A 19,186-nucleotide genomic window follows, 5' to 3' on the forward strand; every position below is an offset into this window, starting at 1 on the left:
TTTCAAAAGATACAGAATATATTTTTCTGTAAAACAATCAAAAGTTTAAGGGGTTGCTTATGGGATCAATGATTACCGTGACTTCTTGGAAGTACAATGCTTCTTCACGGTATTTAAAAATTTTTTATAACAATGGTTCTGGTGAACTTTACCATCCTGTCCCAGAATTTATATACAATAATTTACTACGATGTAGTGATAAAACAGCATTCGTGCATAAATATCTAGAATACGATTTACATTTTAAGCGACTTTCAATTTTATAGTTTTTTAGAACTGTGCTTTTAGAGCAAAGTCAGGGAGATTTCTCCCTGATGTAAAAACTCGATTAGTTTTTAAATGTCACCACAAACAGACCAGACCCAATCGACAAGGTTGTGGTCATAAACCTTTCATCTCGTTTAACTTCCGTGATAAAGCTCTTTACTTCAGCAGCATGTGATATCACATTATCTACAATCAGTACCCCACCATGCTCTACAAGCATCTTCTGTAGATATACCCAGTAATTTAAATAAGCATTGCGTTCAGCGTCCAGTAGAATAAAGTCATATTGCTCCTGACACTGTTCTAAGTATTTTTGCGCATCCCCTACCCAAAAATCAATCACGTCATCAACTTTTAACTCTTGAGCATGCAGCTGCGCTTGCTGAGTTCTTTTTTCATCGATCTCTAGCGTTGTCACCTTGGCACCTGTCACTTTGGCTGCATCCGCAAGCCACAATGTAGAATAACCCGTTGATGTCCCAATCTCTAAAATTTTCTTAGACTGCTGAATTCGCACTTGCATGGCTAAAAACAATGCTGATTCAGGTTCGATATTTCGATAACGTTTAATACGATCACACTGTGTAGCATCAAACTTAATAAAGGATTGATATAGTTCATTCAATCGTTGCAAAAATGGGTTACTTAAACTCATGTTTAGATCTTCCTTTTCACTATCATTGTTATTATTTCAATCATTTACGTCATTGCTATGACAATACATAGCTTTTGACAAGTTACATCGTTACGGTTTATTACGTGACTTTTTCAGCTGGTAAAATCTATCAAGTAAAACTCAAACCTCATGTAAAAATTCAAATCTCGCTTGGACTTGACCATCTTCTAATGTGACTTGCTCACAAAACATTTCATAAGGTCGAACCCAGATTGAATAATCATCATATAAACATTGGTAAACCACAACTTTTTCACGGGTTTCACTATGCGTTGCGACATGAAAGACTTGGTATAAATTACCTTTATAATGTTTATAAATTCCAGCTTTTAACATCTACACTCAACACTCTAAATACGATATCTATGTTATACAGGATAGCCAAAGAAAAAACTCGTCCGTAGACGAGTTTTTTATGCTTTTCAATTTTTAAATTAAGAAAAGTCTAAGCCTTTTTCAAATGCTTTTAACTCGTGGCGAGCCATTGCTAAGTTTGATTTAGAACGATCTAAAACAAGATAAAGGAATAAGTTTTCATTTGAATCAAGTGGACGAATCAAATGATACTGTTTACCTAATGTAATTAAAATATCTTCAATTACATCATCTAATTTCAGTGCTTTTGCTACTTTACGCTTAGCACGAACAACTTCAGTATTACCTGCTGCTGCTAATTCTAAGTCTAAACCTGCACCTGCAGTCGCTAAAGATAAACCACTTTCGCTATCTACTAATGCAGCACAAACGAAACCATCGATATCAGTTAATTGATCTAGTGTAATACGAGCCATGAGCATCCCCGTTTCTTTCAACATTGTTGTTCGCTTTAGTAATTCAATTTTTATTTTGCTTTACTAAAACACTTTACTATTTAGCTAAAAATATTCATTCCTAACTAACATGGATAAATTAGTATTCTTTTTTTGAATACCCATTTAATTTTATTTGATAATCAATTTTAATTAATTATTTCCCACACTCATTTTAATAGCATAAAAAATATTAACTATTCAATAGAAATTTAAAAAATAAATGACTAATTTGACTATTTAAAACTTTCAAAAAAATCCAACAAATACCAGAGAGAAAAAATCCAGTACAGATCTCTTTTTTCAAAAAAATGCAACTTATGTTACATTTTCTACAATGGCTTATCTATATATTTCTCATAAGTAATTCTGAGGTAGATTTGAGCTCATAGAGCATCTGTCCCAATAAAATATCTTTGTTGGTCATCGCCACTAAAACCAGTGGATGCTTTGGATGAGGAATGGCTGTCAAAAGTGCTTTTCCGTTCTCAGCATCAAGGGTAATTGTTTGACATCCAACGAGATTGATTTCTGAAACAAATGCAGTCACTAGGGCCAAAATCGAACTACTCACTGCGGCAATCTTTCCAGAATTGCTAATATTTTTCTTGTTGACTAAAGCAATTTCAAACCCATCAGAAGTACACAACATGATGAACTCGACACCACTGACAGAGTTCAAAAGCTGCCTGATTTGTTTTTCAGCATATGCTACAAAATCATCAGGTACTTTTCGAGATGTGTTTAGGTCAAGCATATTCAAGAAAGCCCCATAAATTAATTTGTAAATTCAGCATTTTCAAAAGCCGAAAACACAGGTTTTTCAGACTTTCTCCAGTAACAGAATTATTTGATATACTTCACATTTTACATTCAATTCTATCTGTTTTTATTGGCTTGTAAACATGTTTTTTCACTTTTAATTTAATTTTTTGAGCACTAATATTGTGCCACAAAGCTTCAAATTGTCAGATTTTTTTCAACAAGGTCACTTTCAAATAACTAATATCATAAATTGAGTGGATCTTAAACCTTATCTTGATTTAATTTTAACAATACAGTATTAAAAAACTTACTTTTTATCATTGGTTATTTTATTGATACTGGAAGTTCAAATATAAAGTGAGTCTATTGATATTATATGAAGCTTTTATTAAAACCAGATTTGTGCACTATTATTTGATATAAGATAAATTGATCTTATAAAAACTTTACATTTTATTTTTTGATTTGGTTATTTTTTGTGTTTATATTTATTTCATCCAACTGCTGGATGCCAAAAATTAATTCAAAAAAGGTACAAGACAATGAATAAACTTCTACTCTCTCTTGGTCTGATTGCAACGATTGCACTTGTTGGTTGTAATAAAGATAAAGCTCCAGAAACAGGGGCGACCGCAGGTGAACATGCTGCAAATGCGGTAGAACAAGCAAAACATGATGCAGAACATGCAGCTCAAAATGCAGCTGATGCAACTGCTAAAGCTGCGGATAATGCAGCAAATGCAACTGCGACTGCTGTAGATCATGCCGCTGATGCAACAGCACATGCTGCCGATGCAACAGTTGATGCTGCTAAAGATGCCACTGCAACTGCAGCTGGTGCTGTTGAAAAAGGTGCTGCGGACGTTAAAGAAAAAGCGAGCCAATAGTTTTAATCTGAAAAAAGCTCCTAAATATAGGAGCTTTTTTATATTTGTCATATATTTAGATTATCAATGAATCAGCTTTCAGTTACTTGGAGTTTTGTTTATGCCACATTCTCATCACCTAGAACAGCATTTTATACAACGTACAGGCTGGTTAAGGGCAGCAGTCTTAGGTGCAAATGATGGCATTATTTCTGTGACTAGTTTAGTGATGGGAATGGCAGCAAGTGGTGCGTCTAGTCACACGCTATTGATTACCTGTATTGCGGGATTGATTTCAGGTGCAACCTCAATGGCCGCTGGTGAATATATCTCCGTTAAATCCCAATCAGATATCGAAGCAGCGGATTTAAAAGTCGAAGCTCGTGAATTAGAAAAAAACCCACACTTAGAGCTTAAAGAACTGACTCACATTTATATTCAACGCGGTTTAGATCCCGAATTGGCGCATCAAGTAGCTGTTCAACTCACAGAAAAAGATGCCTTAGAAGCGCATGCACGTGATGAAATTGGGATCAATGAAGCAACTGCAGCAAGACCATTACAGGCTGCTGGTTCTTCAGCGTTATCGTTTTCAATAGGTGCCTTATTTCCAACATTGTCGATTCTGTTTAGCCCTGAAGCATATTTAGAAAAAATTGTTTTAGTCGTTGGTATCTTATCGCTGGTCATACTCGGTGCTTTATCCAGCTATTTTGCGGGTACATCAATACTCAAGGGTAGTTTCCGTGTGGCGGTATGGGGAATTATCGCAATGGCGTTCTCAAGCTGGATTGGTTCTCTGTTTCAAGTCACTCCGATGTGATCTAAGCCTCTATAAAATAAGCTACACTCTAAAGGTGTATTTGAATTATATTTTTATAATAAATACCGAACATAATTTGCTTATTCCAATTGGCTTGGGCAAAGTAACTTAAAACTCAAGGAGCTTAAGTATGTCTTTATCAGAACAATTAGGGATAAAACATCCCATCTTACTTGCACCAATGGCAGGCGTTTCTACCCCACTATTGGCAGCAGAAGTATCAAATCAAGGGGCTTTAGGCGCTTTAGGGCTCGGTGCAAATACCCTAGATTCTGCACTTCAACAAATTCAAGAAACCCAGGCGTTAACACCACATCCTTTTCAATTAAATTTTTTCTGTCATGAATCAACAGCATTAAACACTGAATCTAATACGCTGTGGAGTCAACATTTAGCAGCTGAATTTAAAAAATTTGGCGCAAATCCACCCACACAATTAAAATGCATTTACCCAAGCTTTAAAGATAATGATGATTTTTTAAACCTCTGTTTAGACACTCAACCCAAAGCGGTAAGTTTTCATTTTGGTATCCCGCATCAATATCAAATTCAAAAATTAAAACAGGCCGGTATCATCACTCTGGTTTCTGCAACCAATCTAACTGAAGCGCTGGCTATTGAAGAAGCTGGGATTGATATTATTGTAGCTCAAGGTATCGAAGCAGGTGGGCATCGCGGTATTTTTAACGCTCAAATTGATGGTGCAATTAAAACCTCAGATCTAGTCACGCTTATCAAAAAACATAGCTCACTGCCTGTCGTTGCAGCAGGCGGTATTATGAATGGGCAACAAGCCAAAGCCATGTTAAATCTTGGTGCTGATGCCGTACAATTGGGAACGGCTTTTGTGCAATGTAAAACATCAAACGCCAATACAGCATATCGCAAGGCCTTATTTGATCATCCACTCACTCAAATTACCACAAGCATTTCAGGTCGCCCAGCACGCGGCATCATCAATCATTGGCAAGCGAGGATTGATCAGCCCGACCGCCCGCATGTAGCCGCCTACCCTTATGCCTATGATTTGGCAAAACAGCTAAATGCTTTCGCGGTGCAACATGGTGATACTGGCTTTGGTGCATTCTGGGCTGGAAGTAATGTTGGACAGATTCGTGAATTAGAGGCTCAGGATCTGGTTAATCAATTGGTTGTGGAAATGAACCATTCTTAATGCTCAACTCAGCTGTCAATAGAATCTGAACTGCAGCAGCTTCTATTTATACTTATTATGCTTGGCTTTGTTCAACTAACATATACACTAAATCTAATTCAGGGCATGCATAACCCAATCCTGTCATTGCAGCGGTAATTTGCCCACGATGATGAGTGCCATGGTTAAAAACATGCATAAGTGTGGCAGCATAAGGCAAAGTCAGTTCTTGTCCAGAAACGCGTTTATAGGTTAAATCTGCATTTAAGGTTTTTTCATCTAACTGCTCTAGAAACTCAATCCAATTCTTAGACTTCTCTTGTAATTCATCTAGTAATAGTGTTTTTCCGGTTTGGATCATTGTATTTAATGCAATTGCAGGTGATACCCCCTGCTTAAAGCGTGAATACCAGAGATAATGCTCACCCAACAATAGATGATTCAAGGTGCCAACAATGCTTTTAAAGTAAAGACCAACATCCTTGTTAAAATCATCATCGGATACAACTTTTAAACTTTCACAAAGACGCTGGGTTGCCCAGATATTGTATTGTGCCAGTATTCTGAAAGAATCTTTATTCATGACTTAAATAAACCATCATTGTGGGTATATAGAATATAGGGTCTGTTGACAATTCGTCTACGTTTGCGACTACGAGTGTTTTTTAGGCGATACTAGGCGCGGAGTATGAAATTTAGTCATTCTAAATGAGTAGTTCGTAACGACGTAGCGGCAAAAAACACGCTAGTCCCCCGCTGCGCCTTGCGCTGCAAACAAAGCAGTGCTTTGTTCTTGCTCAGGGTTGTGGCTAAAATTATCTCAGCCTTCGTTATGAAGCTCGAAAATAGTCTCGCTATTCTCTTCGTTTCATGCCTTGCCTGCTCAATTTTAACCTACAACGCAAGCCATTTATGAAATGTCAACAGCCCCTAATCAGCTTGATAAAAATGCCATTTTGACTAGAATAGCGGCAAAATCAATAAAGCTAGCTTGATGCTCATGTTAAATCAAATTTTTTGCCAATCGGTGAATCATTTTCCACTTATTTGATTAAGTTTTAAATTTTTTAACAACTTATTCAAAATACAAGTGAGATTTATCATGTCTGCATATCATCAAATACGTGCGCTATATGACCGCGACACGATTACAGTTTATCAAGCCTATAACCAACAAATTGCACAATTGGCGGTACAACAACAAAAGTTTGTTTCGCCCTTCTCCTTTCACAGAATGACATGGATAAAACCTTCATTTTTATGGCTAATGGAAAGAAGTCATTGGGCAACAAAATCCAACCAAAATCATATTTTGGCAATCCGTATCAAACGTGATTTTTGGGAATATTTACTCAAGCAAAGTATCCATACAGACCCGATACTCTCTGCGCATAAAAATGGCGAACTCTGGTTTGAGTCTTTTGAAAATGCCAAAGTTCATATTCAGTGGGATCCTGAACGGAATTTAAAGGGAACTAAGCTTGAACAGCGTAGTATTCAAATTGGGATTAGTCGTTTTTTAATTCAAGCGTTTAACAACACGGCGATTCACTCAATCCAAGATATCACGCCTCTTGTAAATAAGATGGCGCAATTTCGACGTCTAGGACAGTATAAACACGCTGAAAAGCTCTTGCCTAAACAACGTATTTATCCTTTAAACGATGCATTAAAAAAACATTTGGTGATTGGTTGATTCAGTATGGGAGTTCGCTTCCATACTAATTACACCTTATTGATTACACATCCAATAAATTTAGCGACTCAACCTGTACATCACTCATCGTATTGCCTTGTTCAAGCAAGTGATTAAAGTAAGCCTCAACAACTTTTGCTTGTTCTATCGTGCTTTCCACTTTGTACATATTTTGACGGAATTCATTACTAGAATGTAAGCCTTTGGTGTACCAAGCAATATGCTTACGTGCAATTCGGCAACCCGAGTATTCACCATAGAACTGATAAAGTTCAGACAAATGGCCCAGTAATACGTGTTTTACTTCTTGAATATCTGGTGCTGCTAAATATTCACCGGTTTTTAAATAATGGGCAATTTCACGAAAAATCCACGGACGCCCTTGGGCCGCGCGCCCAATCATAACGGCATCAGCACCAGTATAATCCAATACATATTTGGCTTTCTCTGGACTGTCGATATCTCCATTGGCAATCACAGGAATAGAGAGCATCTGTTTGACTTCTTTAATCAAACTATAACGTGCTGTATTTAAATACATATCCTCACGGGTCCGACCATGTAAAGCTAAGGCTGCAATTCCGGCTTCTTCTGCTCGTTTCGCCACACGGATAATATTCTCATGGCCATTTAAAAAACCTAACCGCGTTTTTAACGTCACAGGCACATCAACCGCTTTTACCACTGCATCTAAAATTCGGGCAACCAAATCTTCATCTTTCAGCAATGCCGAACCTGCCAGTTTATTACAAACTTTTTTTGCTGGGCATCCCATATTGATATCAACAATTTGCGCACCATTTGCAACTTGATAACGTGCAGCCTCAGCCAACTGATCTGGTTCAGACCCTGCAATTTGCGCTGAAATCGGCGCTAATTCACCATCAAAATTTGCCCGATATAGACTCTTTTTGGTCATACGTAAGGTCTGATCAGAGGTCATCATTTCACTTACCGCATGCCCAGCACCAAAGTATTTGCACAGTGTCCTAAACGGACGATCTGTAACTCCGGCCATAGGTGCAACGATTAAATTATTTGACAGTTGATAAGGACCAATATACATATATATTCATACATTTTTAGACCTTCATAGTATACTGCATCTGCCATAGTGGCTCATCATTTTCTGAGTATGTTTTCTTCGACATGAAAAAATTAGTTCGACATCACGCATTTCTTAAATCTTTCAGCGTGTTAGCTCTTTCTTTAAGCCTAGTCGCTTGTGGTAAAGGTTCATGGTTTGCCAATGAAGATGATGAACAATTAAAACAAGAGCAAATCAGAAAACTGATTCCAAATCGTGTCAGTCAACGTGATTCGTGGGCAAAAGACATCTACGATATTTCCAATGAATTAAAAATCCCAACCAACAAAGAAAATATCTGCACCATCATTGCAGTGGTTGATCAGGAATCTAACTTTGTTGCCAATCCTGTTGTGCCAGGTTTGGGGGATAAAGCGGTAAAAGAAGTCACCACACGTTTAAATGAAAAATTTGAAGATAAACTTGGAACCACAATTGGTGGCACTGTTGCTTCATATTTTGAGAATGTTTTAAAAAATCAGCCCTCGCCTGATGATAACTATTTAAAACAAATGAGTCGTGTCCGCACTGAAAAAGATTTAGACGTACTTTATCGTGAAATCTTTGATTATATGGCAAAGCATTATCATGTGAGTGCGCTGACTGGTGCGGCAAAATTTGTTGGTCAAGATATTGCTGAAAAAATGAACCCAATCACCACATTAGGCTCCATGCAGGTTCATATCAATTATGCCAAAGAGCATAAACGCACCAGTATGAACATCAATGAATTACGTGATGATCTATATACTGAATTTGGTGGTTTATACTATGGAATCCATCGTTTAATGATGTATCCAGCAGATTATGATAAACCGATTTATCGTTTTGCTGACTATAACTCTGGGATGTATTCGAGCAGAAATGCCGCTTTTCAAAAAATGATTGATAAGCTCACTGAAGCTGATCTGGCACTCGATGGTGATTTACTCTCGTATGACAAAAATGGCGACCCACGTCCAGCGATAACTGATACAGAAAAAGCTCTCACTGCTTTATTTTCAAAAAATAATATTTTAGTTACGCCTAGACAGTTACGTAGTGATTTAAAAGACGAGAAACAGCAAGACTTTGAAAAAACTCAAACTTATATCGCTGTATCTAAACTTTATAAGAATAAAACAGGTAAAGATCCAATGTATGCCATAATGCCAGAAGTTGTCATTTCTGGGCCTAAATTGAGTCGTGATTATAATACTAACTGGTACGCAAGCCGCGTAAACGGACGATATGAAACATGTATGCACCGAGCAAAACGTTTAAAAATTTAGCATTATTTGATTTTGACGGAACCTTGTGTAAAAAAGACAGTTTCACAGGGTTTATTTTCTATGCTTTATCAAAAAGACATATCGTAAAGCAAGGCATCAAAATTTTACCGTGGATTCAGGCCTATTATTTAAACATCTATCCTGCCAACTCCATGCGTATCAAATTATTTAATGCAATGTTTAAACAAGCCGATGCCAATGAAATTCAAGATATTGCAAACGAATACGCTCAACGCTTAGTTCGACAACTGGATCAAAACCTTTATCAGCAGTTATTAAAACATCAAACAAATGGCGATGATGTTGTTTTGGTTTCAGCATCTGTAGATATTTACTTAAAAATCATTTGCCAAATCTTAGATATCGATTTGATTTGTACCGGTACTGAAGTCATAGATGGCAAATTTACTGGTAACTATTCCACGCCAGATTGTAGTTGTGAACAAAAACGACTGCGTATCTTAGAAAGATATGATTTAGATCAATATAATAAAATATTCGCCTATGGGAACAGTGAAGAAGATTTAGATATGCTTCATTTGGCCGACTATCAATATATGGTTGGTAAGGATCAGGTTTTACCCTATTTAGAAGATGAAAAAAAATTTGCGTAATTCAGCACTGATATTTTTCAATGTCCTATATCAATATCATCATGCCACTCTCTGAATTCTATCCCTATATTCAACACGGGTTAGAGAAATATCAAATTGAAATGGCAATAGAATATTTTGATTCAGATCATAAAATTCAAATGAAAATTGCCACGCCTGATAATTTACAAGAACAACTTCGCCAATATGATCATCCAAATCTTGGCTTCTATTTTCTCGATCAAGCTCAAAACATCAGTAAAGATAAAATCTATAAAGATGAATACTGTATATATGCGATTGCAGGCGAAGGTGGTCGAGAAACAGAGGATACGTTAGAAAAAATAAATCTAAGAATGCTATCAAAAACACCCGATAAAAATATTAAAAGCTTTTTTAATGCGATCAAACGTAAGTTAAATAGCGATGAAAATTTTGGCAAAGGTGTACAAGGAGGATCTCGCTTCCATGATCAACACTTTTACTTAAAATCATGGGTTGGTCATAAAGTTTTTAAATCCGATCTATACAACGAAAAAGCACCATTAATCACACCCAAATAAAAACCCCGCCAAAGCGAGGTTATATTTCTTAGAAATCTTAAAACCAATCAATAAATCGACATGTGATTACGATGAATCATTTCTAAAGAACGTGCTTCACCTAGTACCTGATACACCTTATCCGAAGCCAAACCTTTGACAGTTTCAGCAGAACGCGAACTAAAGTTCACCCGTCCAACCGCAACTCGATGACCATACTGATCAACACATTCCACAACATCACCGCGATCAAAATGCCCTTCCACAGCTTTTACCCCTACAGGCAATAAACTACGATGATTTTCCTTAATGGCTTTGACAGCACCATCATCTAAAACCAAACGCCCTGCAGTTTGAAGGTGTGCAGCCAACCACTGTTGATGTGCTGTAACACGATCATCATCGGTAATGAATAAAGTACCCAATAATTCACCCGCCATTAAACGAGCCAATACATTGTCACTTTCACCACTGGCAATCAACGTTGGACAACCTGACTTGGCAGCCAGACGAGCAGCACGAACTTTGGTCAACATGCCACCACGACCAAACTTACCACCACCACCTGCCATATCAAACAAGGTTTCATCCATTGCACGAACAGTATGGAACAATTTTGCATTTGGATTAGAACGCGGGTCTGAATCAAACATCCCTTGCTGATCAGTCAAAATGATCAGTAAGTCTGCATGAACTTGCCCTGCAACCATTGCTGCAAGCGTATCATTATCACCAAAGCGAATTTCATCAGTAGACACTGTGTCATTTTCATTGATTACAGGAATCACTTTCCAATCAATTAAATTTTGCAGTGCATCACATGAGTTAAGGTAACGACGGCGATCCGCAAGATCATCATGAGTTAACAAGACTTGCGCCGTTTGGATAGAATGCTTTTCCAACACGCTTGACCACGTATGAATTAGCCCCATCTGACCAATGGCAGCACAAGCTTGTAGACTGGGTAAATCGGTGGGTCGATTCTCTAGCTTCATGCGAACCATCCCTTCAGCCACAGCACCTGAAGACACAAGAATAATCTCGTGTCCTGCATTGTGTAGATCTGCAATTTGTTTCGCCCAATGCGAAATTGCATCCAAATCTAAACCTTGCCCATTTGCTGTGAGTAAAGATGATCCGATTTTAACAACGATACGTTTTAAAGCCTTGAGCTGACGTTGCCCATCTACCACTTCTATCATCTTGTCCTCGGTCTTTCTTTTCTAAATGGGTATCTTTAGAGACTATAGATACCCTTAGAAATTAGCGTACGTAGTACACTTCCATTTCGCCATCATCCTCGCCATCGTCATCCTCATCATCTTCTTCCTCTGCCAAAATACCAGCAAGACGTTGTTGACGACGCATTTCACGATAAGCTTCTTTTGCAGCAATCGTTTGCTCACGTGTTTCAGCTTCAAGCTGATCACGGAATGCTTTCATTTTCGCTGCATACTCTGGATCTTCATCTTCCAACTCACGTTGTTGCTCGATTTGATCCATGAGGTAATACACAACAGGTTTGGTACCTTCTTCAAGCAAGCCTGAAGTTTTAAATACAGGACCATCCCATTGTAATTCTTCAAGAATATGATTACACCATTCTTCTTGAGTATCATCAGTTAATTGATCAAGTTTGTTTAAAACAAGAACAATCGGTAATTGAGCCAATGTTGGTGAGAATTTTTTCAATTCTTCCACAATCGCTTTGGCATTGTAGGCAGGATCTGAACCATCAATCGGTTGTACATCGACAATATGTAAAAGAATACGTGTACGTGCCAAATGCTTAAGGAAGCGAATCCCTAAACCAGCACCTTCCGCCGCACCTTCGATCAGTCCAGGAATATCCGCCATAACGAACGAACGATGACGATCCGCATCGACCACACCTAAGTTCGGTACCATTGTTGTAAATGGATAATCTGCAACTTTTGGTTTAGCTGCTGATACTGCGCGGATAAAGGTAGATTTACCTGCATTCGGCATTCCCAATAAACCTACATCCGCTAGAACTTTTAACTCTAAACGAATTTCACGGTATTCACCTTTGATACCATGTGTACATTTACGCGGAGAACGGTTGGTCGATGATTTAAAATGAGTATTCCCCAAACCACCATCGCCACCATGTGCAACTAAAACCTTTTGGCCACTTTCAACTAAATCGCCAATAATATCGCCAGACTCTGTATCTACAATGGTTGTTCCTACTGGAACTTTCAGGATAACTGATTCACCACCACGACCAGCACAGTTTGCGCCAGCACCGTTTTTACCACGTTCAGCGCGAAATTTACGGGTATAACGATAATCTACTAAGGTGCTGGTATCGTTGTCAGCTTGAATATATACGCTGCCACCACGACCACCATCACCACCATCTGGGCCACCAAATGGTACAAATTTTTCACGGCGAAAACTGGCTACGCCATTGCCACCGTCGCCAGCCTCTACGGTAATGACTGCTTCATCAACAAAGCGCATGTTGCCAATCCTCTAAAATCTTTAAAACCCCATATTCTGCCATATTTTCAAAAATTTCTCGAATAGTATTATTCAGCTAAGCATGAATTTTCTTAAACTTTTTTGATCAGAGGCTTGATAATGCATATTTTTATTCGATTTCGATTGTTTTTTATTCATATATTTTTCTATAATCAGTTACATGAAAATCAATAATTCAAAATTAAATCACGCTTATTTTAATGAATCTCACAATTTCTGTTTATTCGCATTCGATTTTTTGATTTTCGATCTTATACATTAATTTTAAGGAACAATAATATTGTCTATCGTCCAACTCAGTGCTACGCTTGGACCCGCAGAATGTCAACTCGCTGTAAAATATACGCTTCAAGAAATACACAAAGAAGCCAAAACAAAAAAGATCCATCTCCAAACAATTGAAAGCAATGCGACTCAACATGGTTATTCCTCGGTACTTCTAAGTGTCGATGAGGATGCTCGAGCATGGCTCCATACTTGGCTCGGTACAATTCAATGGACTTTCCAAAGTCCAATTCGCCCACAACATAAACGTAAAAACTGGTTTGTAGGCATTACGCTTTTCGATACACCGTTGCAACTCCCCCCAGATGACACCATCACTTTTCAGGCCTGTCGTGCTTCAGGTGCTGGAGGGCAGCATGTCAATACGACAGACTCTGCTGTCCATGCAACTCATGTTGCATCTGGAATAAGTGTAAAGGTCATGTCTGAACGAAGCCAACATGCCAATAAACGTGTGGCAAAAGAGTTGATTGCACTCAAACTACAACAACAGATGGAGAGCCAGCAAGCCCATCAGAAACACGCTCAACATTTACAACACGCGTTGATAGAGCGAGGCAATGCCGTCCGAGCATTTAAAAAGTGATGTTTTTACATCACTTCAATTAAACGATATGCAAATTGAAACGTACTATTTTCTTTTTCAATTAGCTCAGCACTTAATGTTAAATCTGCCCATTTTTCTGTTTCATCATTTAACGTGGTTTCTAATTTGGCCTCTATTCCATAACCACCTTGATAATATTGAAAAACTTCAAAATTCTCATTTGAAATTGTTAGTTCAGGAATGTTTTGATCAAAATAGTAATGTAAAACGTCTTCTTGAATTTCATCCCAAACGGCTTGAGATATTCCAAATTTTAAATGAAGTTGTTTAAAATTTTTATGACAAACTGCTTGTATAAATTCCGCACATAATTGATATGCAATATCTTGAATATTTTTATCCATTGAATACCTAATTAAAAATAGTTTTGATTATAGAAATTGATTTCTAATCGAAACACGATTTTATCACAACAATAAAAAAAGGAAGCCTGAGCTTCCTTGATTTACAACACAACAAAATTAAGACTTCTGCAAATCCAATTGAGGTTGATTTGATTCTTCAAGCATTTTACGATCCACTTCAGCCGGATTATTTAAAGCGTCATTTAGCTTCTCAACATCTAGCTTACCAACCCACTTCGCAACCACAATCGTTGCCAAAGAGTTACCGACCAAATTAGTCAATGCACGTGCTTCAGACATGAAACGGTCAATACCTAAAATCAAAGCCAAACCAGCAACTGGGATATTGCCTACAGCAGCCAAAGTTGCTGCCATTACAATAAAGCCTGAACCAGTTACACCTGCTGCACCTTTTGATGAAATCAACAAGACTGCAAGCAAGGTAATTTCATGCCAAATATCCAGTTGAGTATTGGTTGCTTGTGCAATAAAGATCGCCGCCATAGTCAAATAAATAGAGGTACCATCAAGGTTAAATGAATAACCTGTTGGAATCACCAAACCAACCACAGACTTTTCACAGCCAGCAATTTCAAGCTTTTTCAGCATACGCGGTAATACAGATTCTGAAGATGATGTACCCAATACAATCAACAACTCTTCACGGATCATACGAATCATTTTTAAAATGCTAAATCCGCAGAAACGACTGATCGAACCTAAAATAATAAAGATAAACAACAAACATGTGATATAGAAACAAAGAATTAACTGTGCAAGTTGCGCTAAGCTACCAATCCCATACTTACCAATGGTAAATGCCATCGCACCAAAGGCACCGATTGGCGCAAGTTTCATAATCATATTCACAATGTTAAAGAACACATGCGAAATTTGATCAATCAATCTTAATACTGGTTTTCCAGCATCGTCAAGTTTATGTAATGCAAAACCAAACAATAAGGCAAATAAAAGAACTTGTAGAATTTCACCTTCTGCAAATGCACCCACAACCGTATTTGGAATGATATGCAAAAAGAAATCAACAGTAGACTGTGATGCACCTGATTCCACATACTTACTGATACCCGTGGTATCTAAAGTCGCAGGATCAACATTCATACCAACGCCCGGTTTGGCGATATTGATAACAACCAAACCAATAATCAGGGCAATGGTAGAAACGACTTCAAAGTATAAAAGTGCAATACCACCAGTCTTACCTACTGATTTCATGCTTTCCATGCCCGCAATCCCACTGACCACGGTACAGAAAATCACAGGGGCAATAATCATTTTAATGAGCTTAATAAAAGCATCACCTAAAGGTTTGAGTTGTTCGCCTAAACCTGGAACACTTTTCTCTACACCATTGATCAATTGAGTACCACTTGGAAAGTAGTGCCCTACAATCACACCCAAAATAATGGCAACAATCACTTGAAAATAGAGTGACTTATACAGCGGTTTCTTAGCCATGATAATTACTTCTTTCTATATTTCTGTTTGAAGAAATATCCAATGTTAATGCTACCATTTGCTGACACAGTCCAAAATCTCGATAAAAATTTCTGAGAAGTTGGTTTTTAGCAAATAAAAATCCCTTCAGAAAACGAAAGTTTTCCAAAACAATGACAACGAATGACGATGTTTAAGATTTATTCTCTCTAGCACCTTGGCCAAAAGAATAAATACAGAACAGGAGATAAAAAATAAAACGCTCTTCAAGTCTATTTTAATTAATTTTTGATGATCAATCTCTATGCAAATGTTAATTTCGCCTAACATCTGTGCAATTTATGCTTAGACCTTAGTCTAATATCATCTATATCTATACGATTCAGATCCATTTATGGCATAGTGTATTCCACTGTCTCCTCTCCCTTGATCCATTTGACATGAATACAAAACGCAATCTTTATAAAGACTTTGAACATCCTTTTGCGCAGTTTGTGCGAATTGTCGGTAAAGGGAAAAATGGTGCACGATCATTAACTTATGATGAAGCTTATCAAGCTTTTTCAATGATTTTGAAAAATGAAGTCTTAGATGTGCAACTCGGCGCATTTTTAATGTTGCTTCGGGTCAAAGAAGAGTCTGTAGATGAACTGACAGGCTTTGTCCAAGCGACCAAAGACCAATTGAATTTTCAGCCACTTGCTGTGGATTTAGATTGGTCATCTTATGCAGGTAAACGCAAACATTACCCATGGTTTTTATTGGCAGCATTAACACTTTCAAAGCATGGCTATAAGATCGTGATGCATGGTGCATCAGGCCATACCATGAACCGTGTGTATACTGAACAAGTCTTAGAATACTTAGGCTTTCCAATTTGCCAAAATGAAGCACAAGTCAAACAGCAACTAGACACCCAAAATTTTGCCTATTTGCCTTTAAATGTGGTCTCTCCGATCTTGGCAGATTTGATCAATCTTAGGAATGTGATGGGTTTACGCTCCCCGATTCACACACTGGCTCGTTTGATTAATCCATTCAATGCCAAAGCAACCTTACAGGCAATTTTCCACCCTGCTTATCGTAGTTCACATCAACAAGCTGCCTTTCAATTAGGTTATAAAAATAGTGCTGTGATTAAAGGTGAAGGTGGCGAGTTTGAGCGCAATCCAGATGCCAAAACCCTTATCTGTGGTATTCAAAATGGTGAACTTTATGAACATGAATTACCTAAATTAACCGATAACCGCAGCCCAACAGAAGAACAACTTGATCTCGCTATTTTTAAAGCAGTTTGGGAAGGCCAACAAGCACATGAGTATGGTGAAATTGCCATCACTGAAACAATGGGCATTGCTTTATATACCATGGGTATTGTAAATAACTATCCAGAAGCCATGAGTAAAGCAAAGCATCTTTGGAACACACGTTTCTAATTTCATCTTCAAACAGAAGCGTGAACGTTATTGATCACGCTTTTGGATAAAATAAAAATCAGCCCAATAGGGATAACTTTTCCCTGAAGAATGAATATTGATAAGTTGCAACTGATCACCCATTTTGACATCGATATTATTGGGTTGATAAGGACCAGATAAATAAGCATCTTTTTGCTTTCCAATCAGACTTGAACAATACAGATGATGGGTTTTTATCTTTTTTGATGCGTCGGCTGTATAAGCATTACGGATCTTGATACCAATTAACAGCATGGGATAGCCATCATTTTTAATTGATGTATATTGTGTGACTGGCGTTTGGAAATTTTGACTTGCGGTTACGGTAACATCTAATAAACATTGAATACTTCTTGCATCACTTGTTCGCTCAGCGAATGCGCTGGTCGAAATTGCAGTGATACAGACTAAACTGAGTCGAGCAAGCTTTATTGTTTTGAACAGCTTGAGCATTTTAACCTCTTTATCGTTTTTATCATGCTGAATATCTTTATCACCTTATTACTCACTTCTCGTTTGAACGTATTTATCGTTTTAACATAGTTATCGTTTTAATAGCATCATGATTGAAACAGTTTAAATATTATTGTTTTTTAAATTGAGTGTTTGAATCACAAAGTAAAGCTACTCTATGATTCAAGGGATCTTTTGCTCAGTTAGATAAAACGAATCGGTTTAAATTCTGGCTCAGGCACATGCGAATCACATTCCTCACCTTCTTCTTTATGCCCTTTATCGATATAACCTGTACGTTCTTTTTCAGGTATATTCTGATGTTCCCAAGCAATCACTGCTTGCATACAGGTTTGACGTTGCTCAGCAGTCAACGCCACACCATTTGGCCATTTACCAATTTCTACCGCAGTTTTTAAACGCTCAACAATGTCAGCATCTAAAATAGAAAGCATCTGTTCAATATTCATGGTCAATCCCGCTGAAAAGAATCAAAATCTTGATTCCAGCCAAGTTTAGTACGACAAGCCATATAGAAGTCATAACCTGGTGGATGTAAAAGTATTAGTTTGAAGGGATGTTTACGAATATGCAAACTATCACCGACATTTAATGAAACGCTATGCTGTCCATCGGCACTGACCATCGGCAACACACGGTTTTCACGGATCAATATCTTAATTTCGCTTTGCCCACCCACCACAATCGGTCTTGATGACAACGTATGTGGGTGCATTGGAACCAAAGCAATTGCATCCATACTTGGATGTAAAATCGGTCCACCACCAGATAAGGCATATGCCGTTGAACCTGTCGGAGTCGATACAATTAAACCATCGCTGTGTTGACGATAAACATATTGCCCATCAATGTTCAGCTCAAAATCAATCATATGTACAGATTTACCAGAATGAAGTACCACATCATTCAAAGCAATTGCATCATAAATTATTTCATTTTTACTGCGAATTTCAATTTCCAATAAGAAGCGACGATCAAGCTGGAACTCACCTTTTAAAACTTGATCTAACTTAAACAGCACTTCAGTGGGTTTAATATCTGTTAAAAAACCTAAGCGACCGCGGTTCACCCCAAGTACAGGAATATTGTATTTTACCAATGCACGTGCAGCATGTAATAAAGAACCATCACCACCCACGACAATAACCAAATCAACCACTTCACCGAGCAGATTCTTACTGACAGTTTGTGTATTGGTATAAGGTACAAGTTGTGCTGTAGCTGTATCAAAAACTGGATGCAGACCCAAACTTAATAAATGATCGTGTATAAGACAAAGCGTATCAACCACAGATGATTTATCTGGTCTTCCAATTAAACCGATATTACGAAAGGTCTTTGGTGAAATTTGCACAGATGCGGTAGCTCCACTGAAATTCTGAGATATAATAGCACTCTCAGTATATGTTTATAAAATCATTCATATACGAAAAATAACGAGAATGTTTAAAAAGCCTTTAAATTTGTGTATTTCACAGATTTATTATTGCAAAATTAAGAAAAGC

Annotated in this window: 23 protein-coding genes; 10 read left to right on the forward strand and 13 right to left on the reverse strand. The window is 37.6% G+C overall.

From position 1 onward, the window contains the following. Window positions 1-59: 59 nt before the first annotated feature. Entirely contained in the window at window positions 60-266 is a 207-nt protein-coding gene (locus tag CQZ96_RS06765) for a KTSC domain-containing protein (RefSeq protein WP_004721830.1), read from the forward strand. 62 nt (window positions 267-328) lie between these two features. Here the strand turns inward: CQZ96_RS06765 and CQZ96_RS06770 are convergent, their stop codons facing one another. The 4 genes from CQZ96_RS06770 to CQZ96_RS06785 all read right to left on the reverse strand — a co-directional run bounded on the left by CQZ96_RS06770 (window position 329) and on the right by CQZ96_RS06785 (window position 2,509). Then, window positions 329-922, reverse strand: coding sequence for an O-methyltransferase (locus CQZ96_RS06770; RefSeq protein ID WP_004820205.1), 594 nt, complete (start codon window positions 920-922; stop codon window positions 329-331). 141 nt (window positions 923-1,063) lie between these two features. Beyond that, window positions 1,064-1,279, reverse strand: a complete 216-nt coding sequence (locus CQZ96_RS06775) for a DUF1653 domain-containing protein (protein WP_004721833.1) — start codon at window positions 1,277-1,279, stop codon at window positions 1,064-1,066. 98 nt (window positions 1,280-1,377) lie between these two features. Next, window positions 1,378-1,734, reverse strand: a complete 357-nt coding sequence (locus CQZ96_RS06780) for a hypothetical protein (RefSeq protein WP_004721834.1) — start codon at window positions 1,732-1,734, stop codon at window positions 1,378-1,380. 364 nt (window positions 1,735-2,098) lie between these two features. After that, window positions 2,099-2,509 carry a roadblock/LC7 domain-containing protein gene (locus CQZ96_RS06785; protein WP_004721835.1) on the reverse strand — a complete coding sequence of 137 codons (411 nt, stop codon included), beginning with the start codon at window positions 2,507-2,509 and terminating at the stop codon, window positions 2,099-2,101. Between the two features lie 550 nt (window positions 2,510-3,059). Between CQZ96_RS06785 and CQZ96_RS06790 the strand changes: the two genes are divergently transcribed. From CQZ96_RS06790 to CQZ96_RS06800, 3 genes are all read left to right on the forward strand, one after another. Beyond that, window positions 3,060-3,404 (forward strand): hypothetical protein, encoded by a 345-nt coding sequence (locus CQZ96_RS06790; protein WP_004721836.1) that lies wholly within the window; start codon window positions 3,060-3,062, stop codon window positions 3,402-3,404. Between the two features lie 100 nt (window positions 3,405-3,504). Next, a complete protein-coding gene (locus CQZ96_RS06795) occupies window positions 3,505-4,206 on the forward strand; it encodes a VIT1/CCC1 transporter family protein (protein ID WP_004721837.1) in 702 nt (233 codons plus the stop codon). A gap of 130 nt (window positions 4,207-4,336) precedes the next feature. Beyond that, window positions 4,337-5,380, forward strand: a complete 1,044-nt coding sequence (locus tag CQZ96_RS06800; protein ID WP_105714484.1) for an NAD(P)H-dependent flavin oxidoreductase — start codon at window positions 4,337-4,339, stop codon at window positions 5,378-5,380. Window positions 5,381-5,435: 55 nt separating this feature from the next. Here the strand turns inward: CQZ96_RS06800 and CQZ96_RS06805 are convergent, their stop codons facing one another. Then, window positions 5,436-5,942 (reverse strand): DinB family protein, encoded by a 507-nt coding sequence (locus tag CQZ96_RS06805; RefSeq protein ID WP_004721842.1) that lies wholly within the window; start codon window positions 5,940-5,942, stop codon window positions 5,436-5,438. A gap of 519 nt (window positions 5,943-6,461) precedes the next feature. Here CQZ96_RS06805 and CQZ96_RS06810 point away from each other — a divergent pair. Beyond that, window positions 6,462-7,055, forward strand: coding sequence for a DUF4291 domain-containing protein (locus CQZ96_RS06810; RefSeq protein ID WP_105714485.1), 594 nt, complete (start codon window positions 6,462-6,464; stop codon window positions 7,053-7,055). A gap of 43 nt (window positions 7,056-7,098) precedes the next feature. On the opposite strand, the gene dusB is transcribed toward CQZ96_RS06810, so the two are convergent. Continuing rightward, window positions 7,099-8,121 (reverse strand): tRNA dihydrouridine synthase DusB, encoded by a 1,023-nt coding sequence (dusB, locus tag CQZ96_RS06815; RefSeq protein WP_096733638.1) that lies wholly within the window; start codon window positions 8,119-8,121, stop codon window positions 7,099-7,101. Between the two features lie 83 nt (window positions 8,122-8,204). On the opposite strand from dusB, the gene CQZ96_RS06820 reads away from it, so the two are divergent. The 3 genes from CQZ96_RS06820 to CQZ96_RS06830 are packed head-to-tail and all read left to right on the forward strand — an operon-like array spanning window position 8,205 to window position 10,569. Continuing rightward, a complete protein-coding gene (locus tag CQZ96_RS06820) occupies window positions 8,205-9,413 on the forward strand; it encodes a DUF1615 domain-containing protein (RefSeq protein WP_004721853.1) in 1,209 nt (402 codons plus the stop codon). Next, on the forward strand, window positions 9,380-10,027 hold the full coding sequence (locus CQZ96_RS06825) for an HAD-IB family hydrolase (RefSeq protein ID WP_004820178.1): 648 nt from the start codon (window positions 9,380-9,382) through the stop codon (window positions 10,025-10,027). The genes CQZ96_RS06820 and CQZ96_RS06825 overlap by 34 nt, the downstream gene beginning before the upstream one ends. Before the next feature lie 20 nt (window positions 10,028-10,047). Further along, window positions 10,048-10,569 carry a hypothetical protein gene (locus CQZ96_RS06830; RefSeq protein WP_105714486.1) on the forward strand — a complete coding sequence of 174 codons (522 nt, stop codon included), beginning with the start codon at window positions 10,048-10,050 and terminating at the stop codon, window positions 10,567-10,569. A 47-nt stretch (window positions 10,570-10,616) separates the two neighbouring features. On the opposite strand, the gene proB is transcribed toward CQZ96_RS06830, so the two are convergent. Beyond that, window positions 10,617-11,750 (reverse strand): glutamate 5-kinase, encoded by a 1,134-nt coding sequence (gene proB, locus CQZ96_RS06835; RefSeq protein WP_004721861.1) that lies wholly within the window; start codon window positions 11,748-11,750, stop codon window positions 10,617-10,619. Between the two features lie 61 nt (window positions 11,751-11,811). Further along, window positions 11,812-13,035, reverse strand: a complete 1,224-nt coding sequence (gene cgtA / locus CQZ96_RS06840) for an Obg family GTPase CgtA (protein ID WP_105714487.1) — start codon at window positions 13,033-13,035, stop codon at window positions 11,812-11,814. Window positions 13,036-13,336: 301 nt separating this feature from the next. Here cgtA and prfH point away from each other — a divergent pair, with 301 nt between their 5' ends. After that, complete coding sequence (prfH, locus tag CQZ96_RS06845) at window positions 13,337-13,927, forward strand: peptide chain release factor H (protein ID WP_105714488.1); 591 nt, start codon at window positions 13,337-13,339, stop codon at window positions 13,925-13,927. Between the two features lie 5 nt (window positions 13,928-13,932). Here the strand turns inward: prfH and CQZ96_RS06850 are convergent, their stop codons facing one another. Together CQZ96_RS06850 and CQZ96_RS06855 are read right to left on the reverse strand one after the other, a co-directional pair. Continuing rightward, window positions 13,933-14,292, reverse strand: a complete 360-nt coding sequence (locus CQZ96_RS06850) for a hypothetical protein (RefSeq protein ID WP_105714489.1) — start codon at window positions 14,290-14,292, stop codon at window positions 13,933-13,935. A 117-nt stretch (window positions 14,293-14,409) separates the two neighbouring features. Continuing rightward, window positions 14,410-15,771 carry a dicarboxylate/amino acid:cation symporter gene (locus CQZ96_RS06855; protein WP_105714490.1) on the reverse strand — a complete coding sequence of 454 codons (1,362 nt, stop codon included), beginning with the start codon at window positions 15,769-15,771 and terminating at the stop codon, window positions 14,410-14,412. Window positions 15,772-16,190: 419 nt separating this feature from the next. Between CQZ96_RS06855 and CQZ96_RS06860 the strand changes: the two genes are divergently transcribed. After that, on the forward strand, window positions 16,191-17,186 hold the full coding sequence (locus CQZ96_RS06860) for a glycosyl transferase family protein (RefSeq protein WP_105714491.1): 996 nt from the start codon (window positions 16,191-16,193) through the stop codon (window positions 17,184-17,186). 27 nt (window positions 17,187-17,213) lie between these two features. Here the strand turns inward: CQZ96_RS06860 and CQZ96_RS06865 are convergent, their stop codons facing one another. The 3 genes from CQZ96_RS06865 to CQZ96_RS06875 all read right to left on the reverse strand — a co-directional run bounded on the left by CQZ96_RS06865 (window position 17,214) and on the right by CQZ96_RS06875 (window position 19,035). Next, on the reverse strand, window positions 17,214-17,660 hold the full coding sequence (locus CQZ96_RS06865; RefSeq protein WP_105714492.1) for a hypothetical protein: 447 nt from the start codon (window positions 17,658-17,660) through the stop codon (window positions 17,214-17,216). A gap of 203 nt (window positions 17,661-17,863) precedes the next feature. After that, entirely contained in the window at window positions 17,864-18,130 is a 267-nt protein-coding gene (locus tag CQZ96_RS06870; protein ID WP_004721875.1) for a YeaC family protein, read from the reverse strand. Window positions 18,131-18,132: 2 nt separating this feature from the next. After that, complete coding sequence (locus tag CQZ96_RS06875; RefSeq protein ID WP_004721877.1) at window positions 18,133-19,035, reverse strand: NAD(+) kinase; 903 nt, start codon at window positions 19,033-19,035, stop codon at window positions 18,133-18,135. Window positions 19,036-19,186: the final 151 nt, after the last annotated feature.

The organism is Acinetobacter sp. MYb10, assembly GCF_002980175.2.
GTDB classification, from domain to species: Bacteria; Pseudomonadota; Gammaproteobacteria; order Pseudomonadales; family Moraxellaceae; genus Acinetobacter; species Acinetobacter guillouiae.

Coding starts and splice junctions, on each gene's coding strand:
- CQZ96_RS06770 (WP_004820205.1), bottom strand. CDS start 922: ATGAGTTTAAGTAACCCATTTTTGCAACGATTGAATGAACTATATCAA.
- CQZ96_RS06820 (WP_004721853.1), top strand. CDS start 8,205: ATGAAAAAATTAGTTCGACATCACGCATTTCTTAAATCTTTCAGCGTG.
- CQZ96_RS06810 (WP_105714485.1), top strand. CDS start 6,462: ATGTCTGCATATCATCAAATACGTGCGCTATATGACCGCGACACGATT.
- CQZ96_RS06775 (WP_004721833.1), bottom strand. CDS start 1,279: ATGTTAAAAGCTGGAATTTATAAACATTATAAAGGTAATTTATACCAA.
- CQZ96_RS06865 (WP_105714492.1), bottom strand. CDS start 17,660: ATGCTCAAGCTGTTCAAAACAATAAAGCTTGCTCGACTCAGTTTAGTC.
- CQZ96_RS06765 (WP_004721830.1), top strand. CDS start 60: ATGGGATCAATGATTACCGTGACTTCTTGGAAGTACAATGCTTCTTCA.
- CQZ96_RS06805 (WP_004721842.1), bottom strand. CDS start 5,942: ATGAATAAAGATTCTTTCAGAATACTGGCACAATACAATATCTGGGCA.
- CQZ96_RS06855 (WP_105714490.1), bottom strand. CDS start 15,771: ATGGCTAAGAAACCGCTGTATAAGTCACTCTATTTTCAAGTGATTGTT.
- CQZ96_RS06825 (WP_004820178.1), top strand. CDS start 9,380: ATGTATGCACCGAGCAAAACGTTTAAAAATTTAGCATTATTTGATTTT.
- proB (WP_004721861.1), bottom strand. CDS start 11,750: ATGATAGAAGTGGTAGATGGGCAACGTCAGCTCAAGGCTTTAAAACGT.
- CQZ96_RS06860 (WP_105714491.1), top strand. CDS start 16,191: ATGAATACAAAACGCAATCTTTATAAAGACTTTGAACATCCTTTTGCG.
- CQZ96_RS06800 (WP_105714484.1), top strand. CDS start 4,337: ATGTCTTTATCAGAACAATTAGGGATAAAACATCCCATCTTACTTGCA.
- CQZ96_RS06790 (WP_004721836.1), top strand. CDS start 3,060: ATGAATAAACTTCTACTCTCTCTTGGTCTGATTGCAACGATTGCACTT.
- CQZ96_RS06795 (WP_004721837.1), top strand. CDS start 3,505: ATGCCACATTCTCATCACCTAGAACAGCATTTTATACAACGTACAGGC.
- CQZ96_RS06850 (WP_105714489.1), bottom strand. CDS start 14,292: ATGGATAAAAATATTCAAGATATTGCATATCAATTATGTGCGGAATTT.
- CQZ96_RS06830 (WP_105714486.1), top strand. CDS start 10,048: ATGTCCTATATCAATATCATCATGCCACTCTCTGAATTCTATCCCTAT.
- CQZ96_RS06870 (WP_004721875.1), bottom strand. CDS start 18,130: ATGAATATTGAACAGATGCTTTCTATTTTAGATGCTGACATTGTTGAG.
- cgtA (WP_105714487.1), bottom strand. CDS start 13,035: ATGCGCTTTGTTGATGAAGCAGTCATTACCGTAGAGGCTGGCGACGGT.
- dusB (WP_096733638.1), bottom strand. CDS start 8,121: ATGTATATTGGTCCTTATCAACTGTCAAATAATTTAATCGTTGCACCT.
- CQZ96_RS06780 (WP_004721834.1), bottom strand. CDS start 1,734: ATGGCTCGTATTACACTAGATCAATTAACTGATATCGATGGTTTCGTT.
- CQZ96_RS06785 (WP_004721835.1), bottom strand. CDS start 2,509: ATGCTTGACCTAAACACATCTCGAAAAGTACCTGATGATTTTGTAGCA.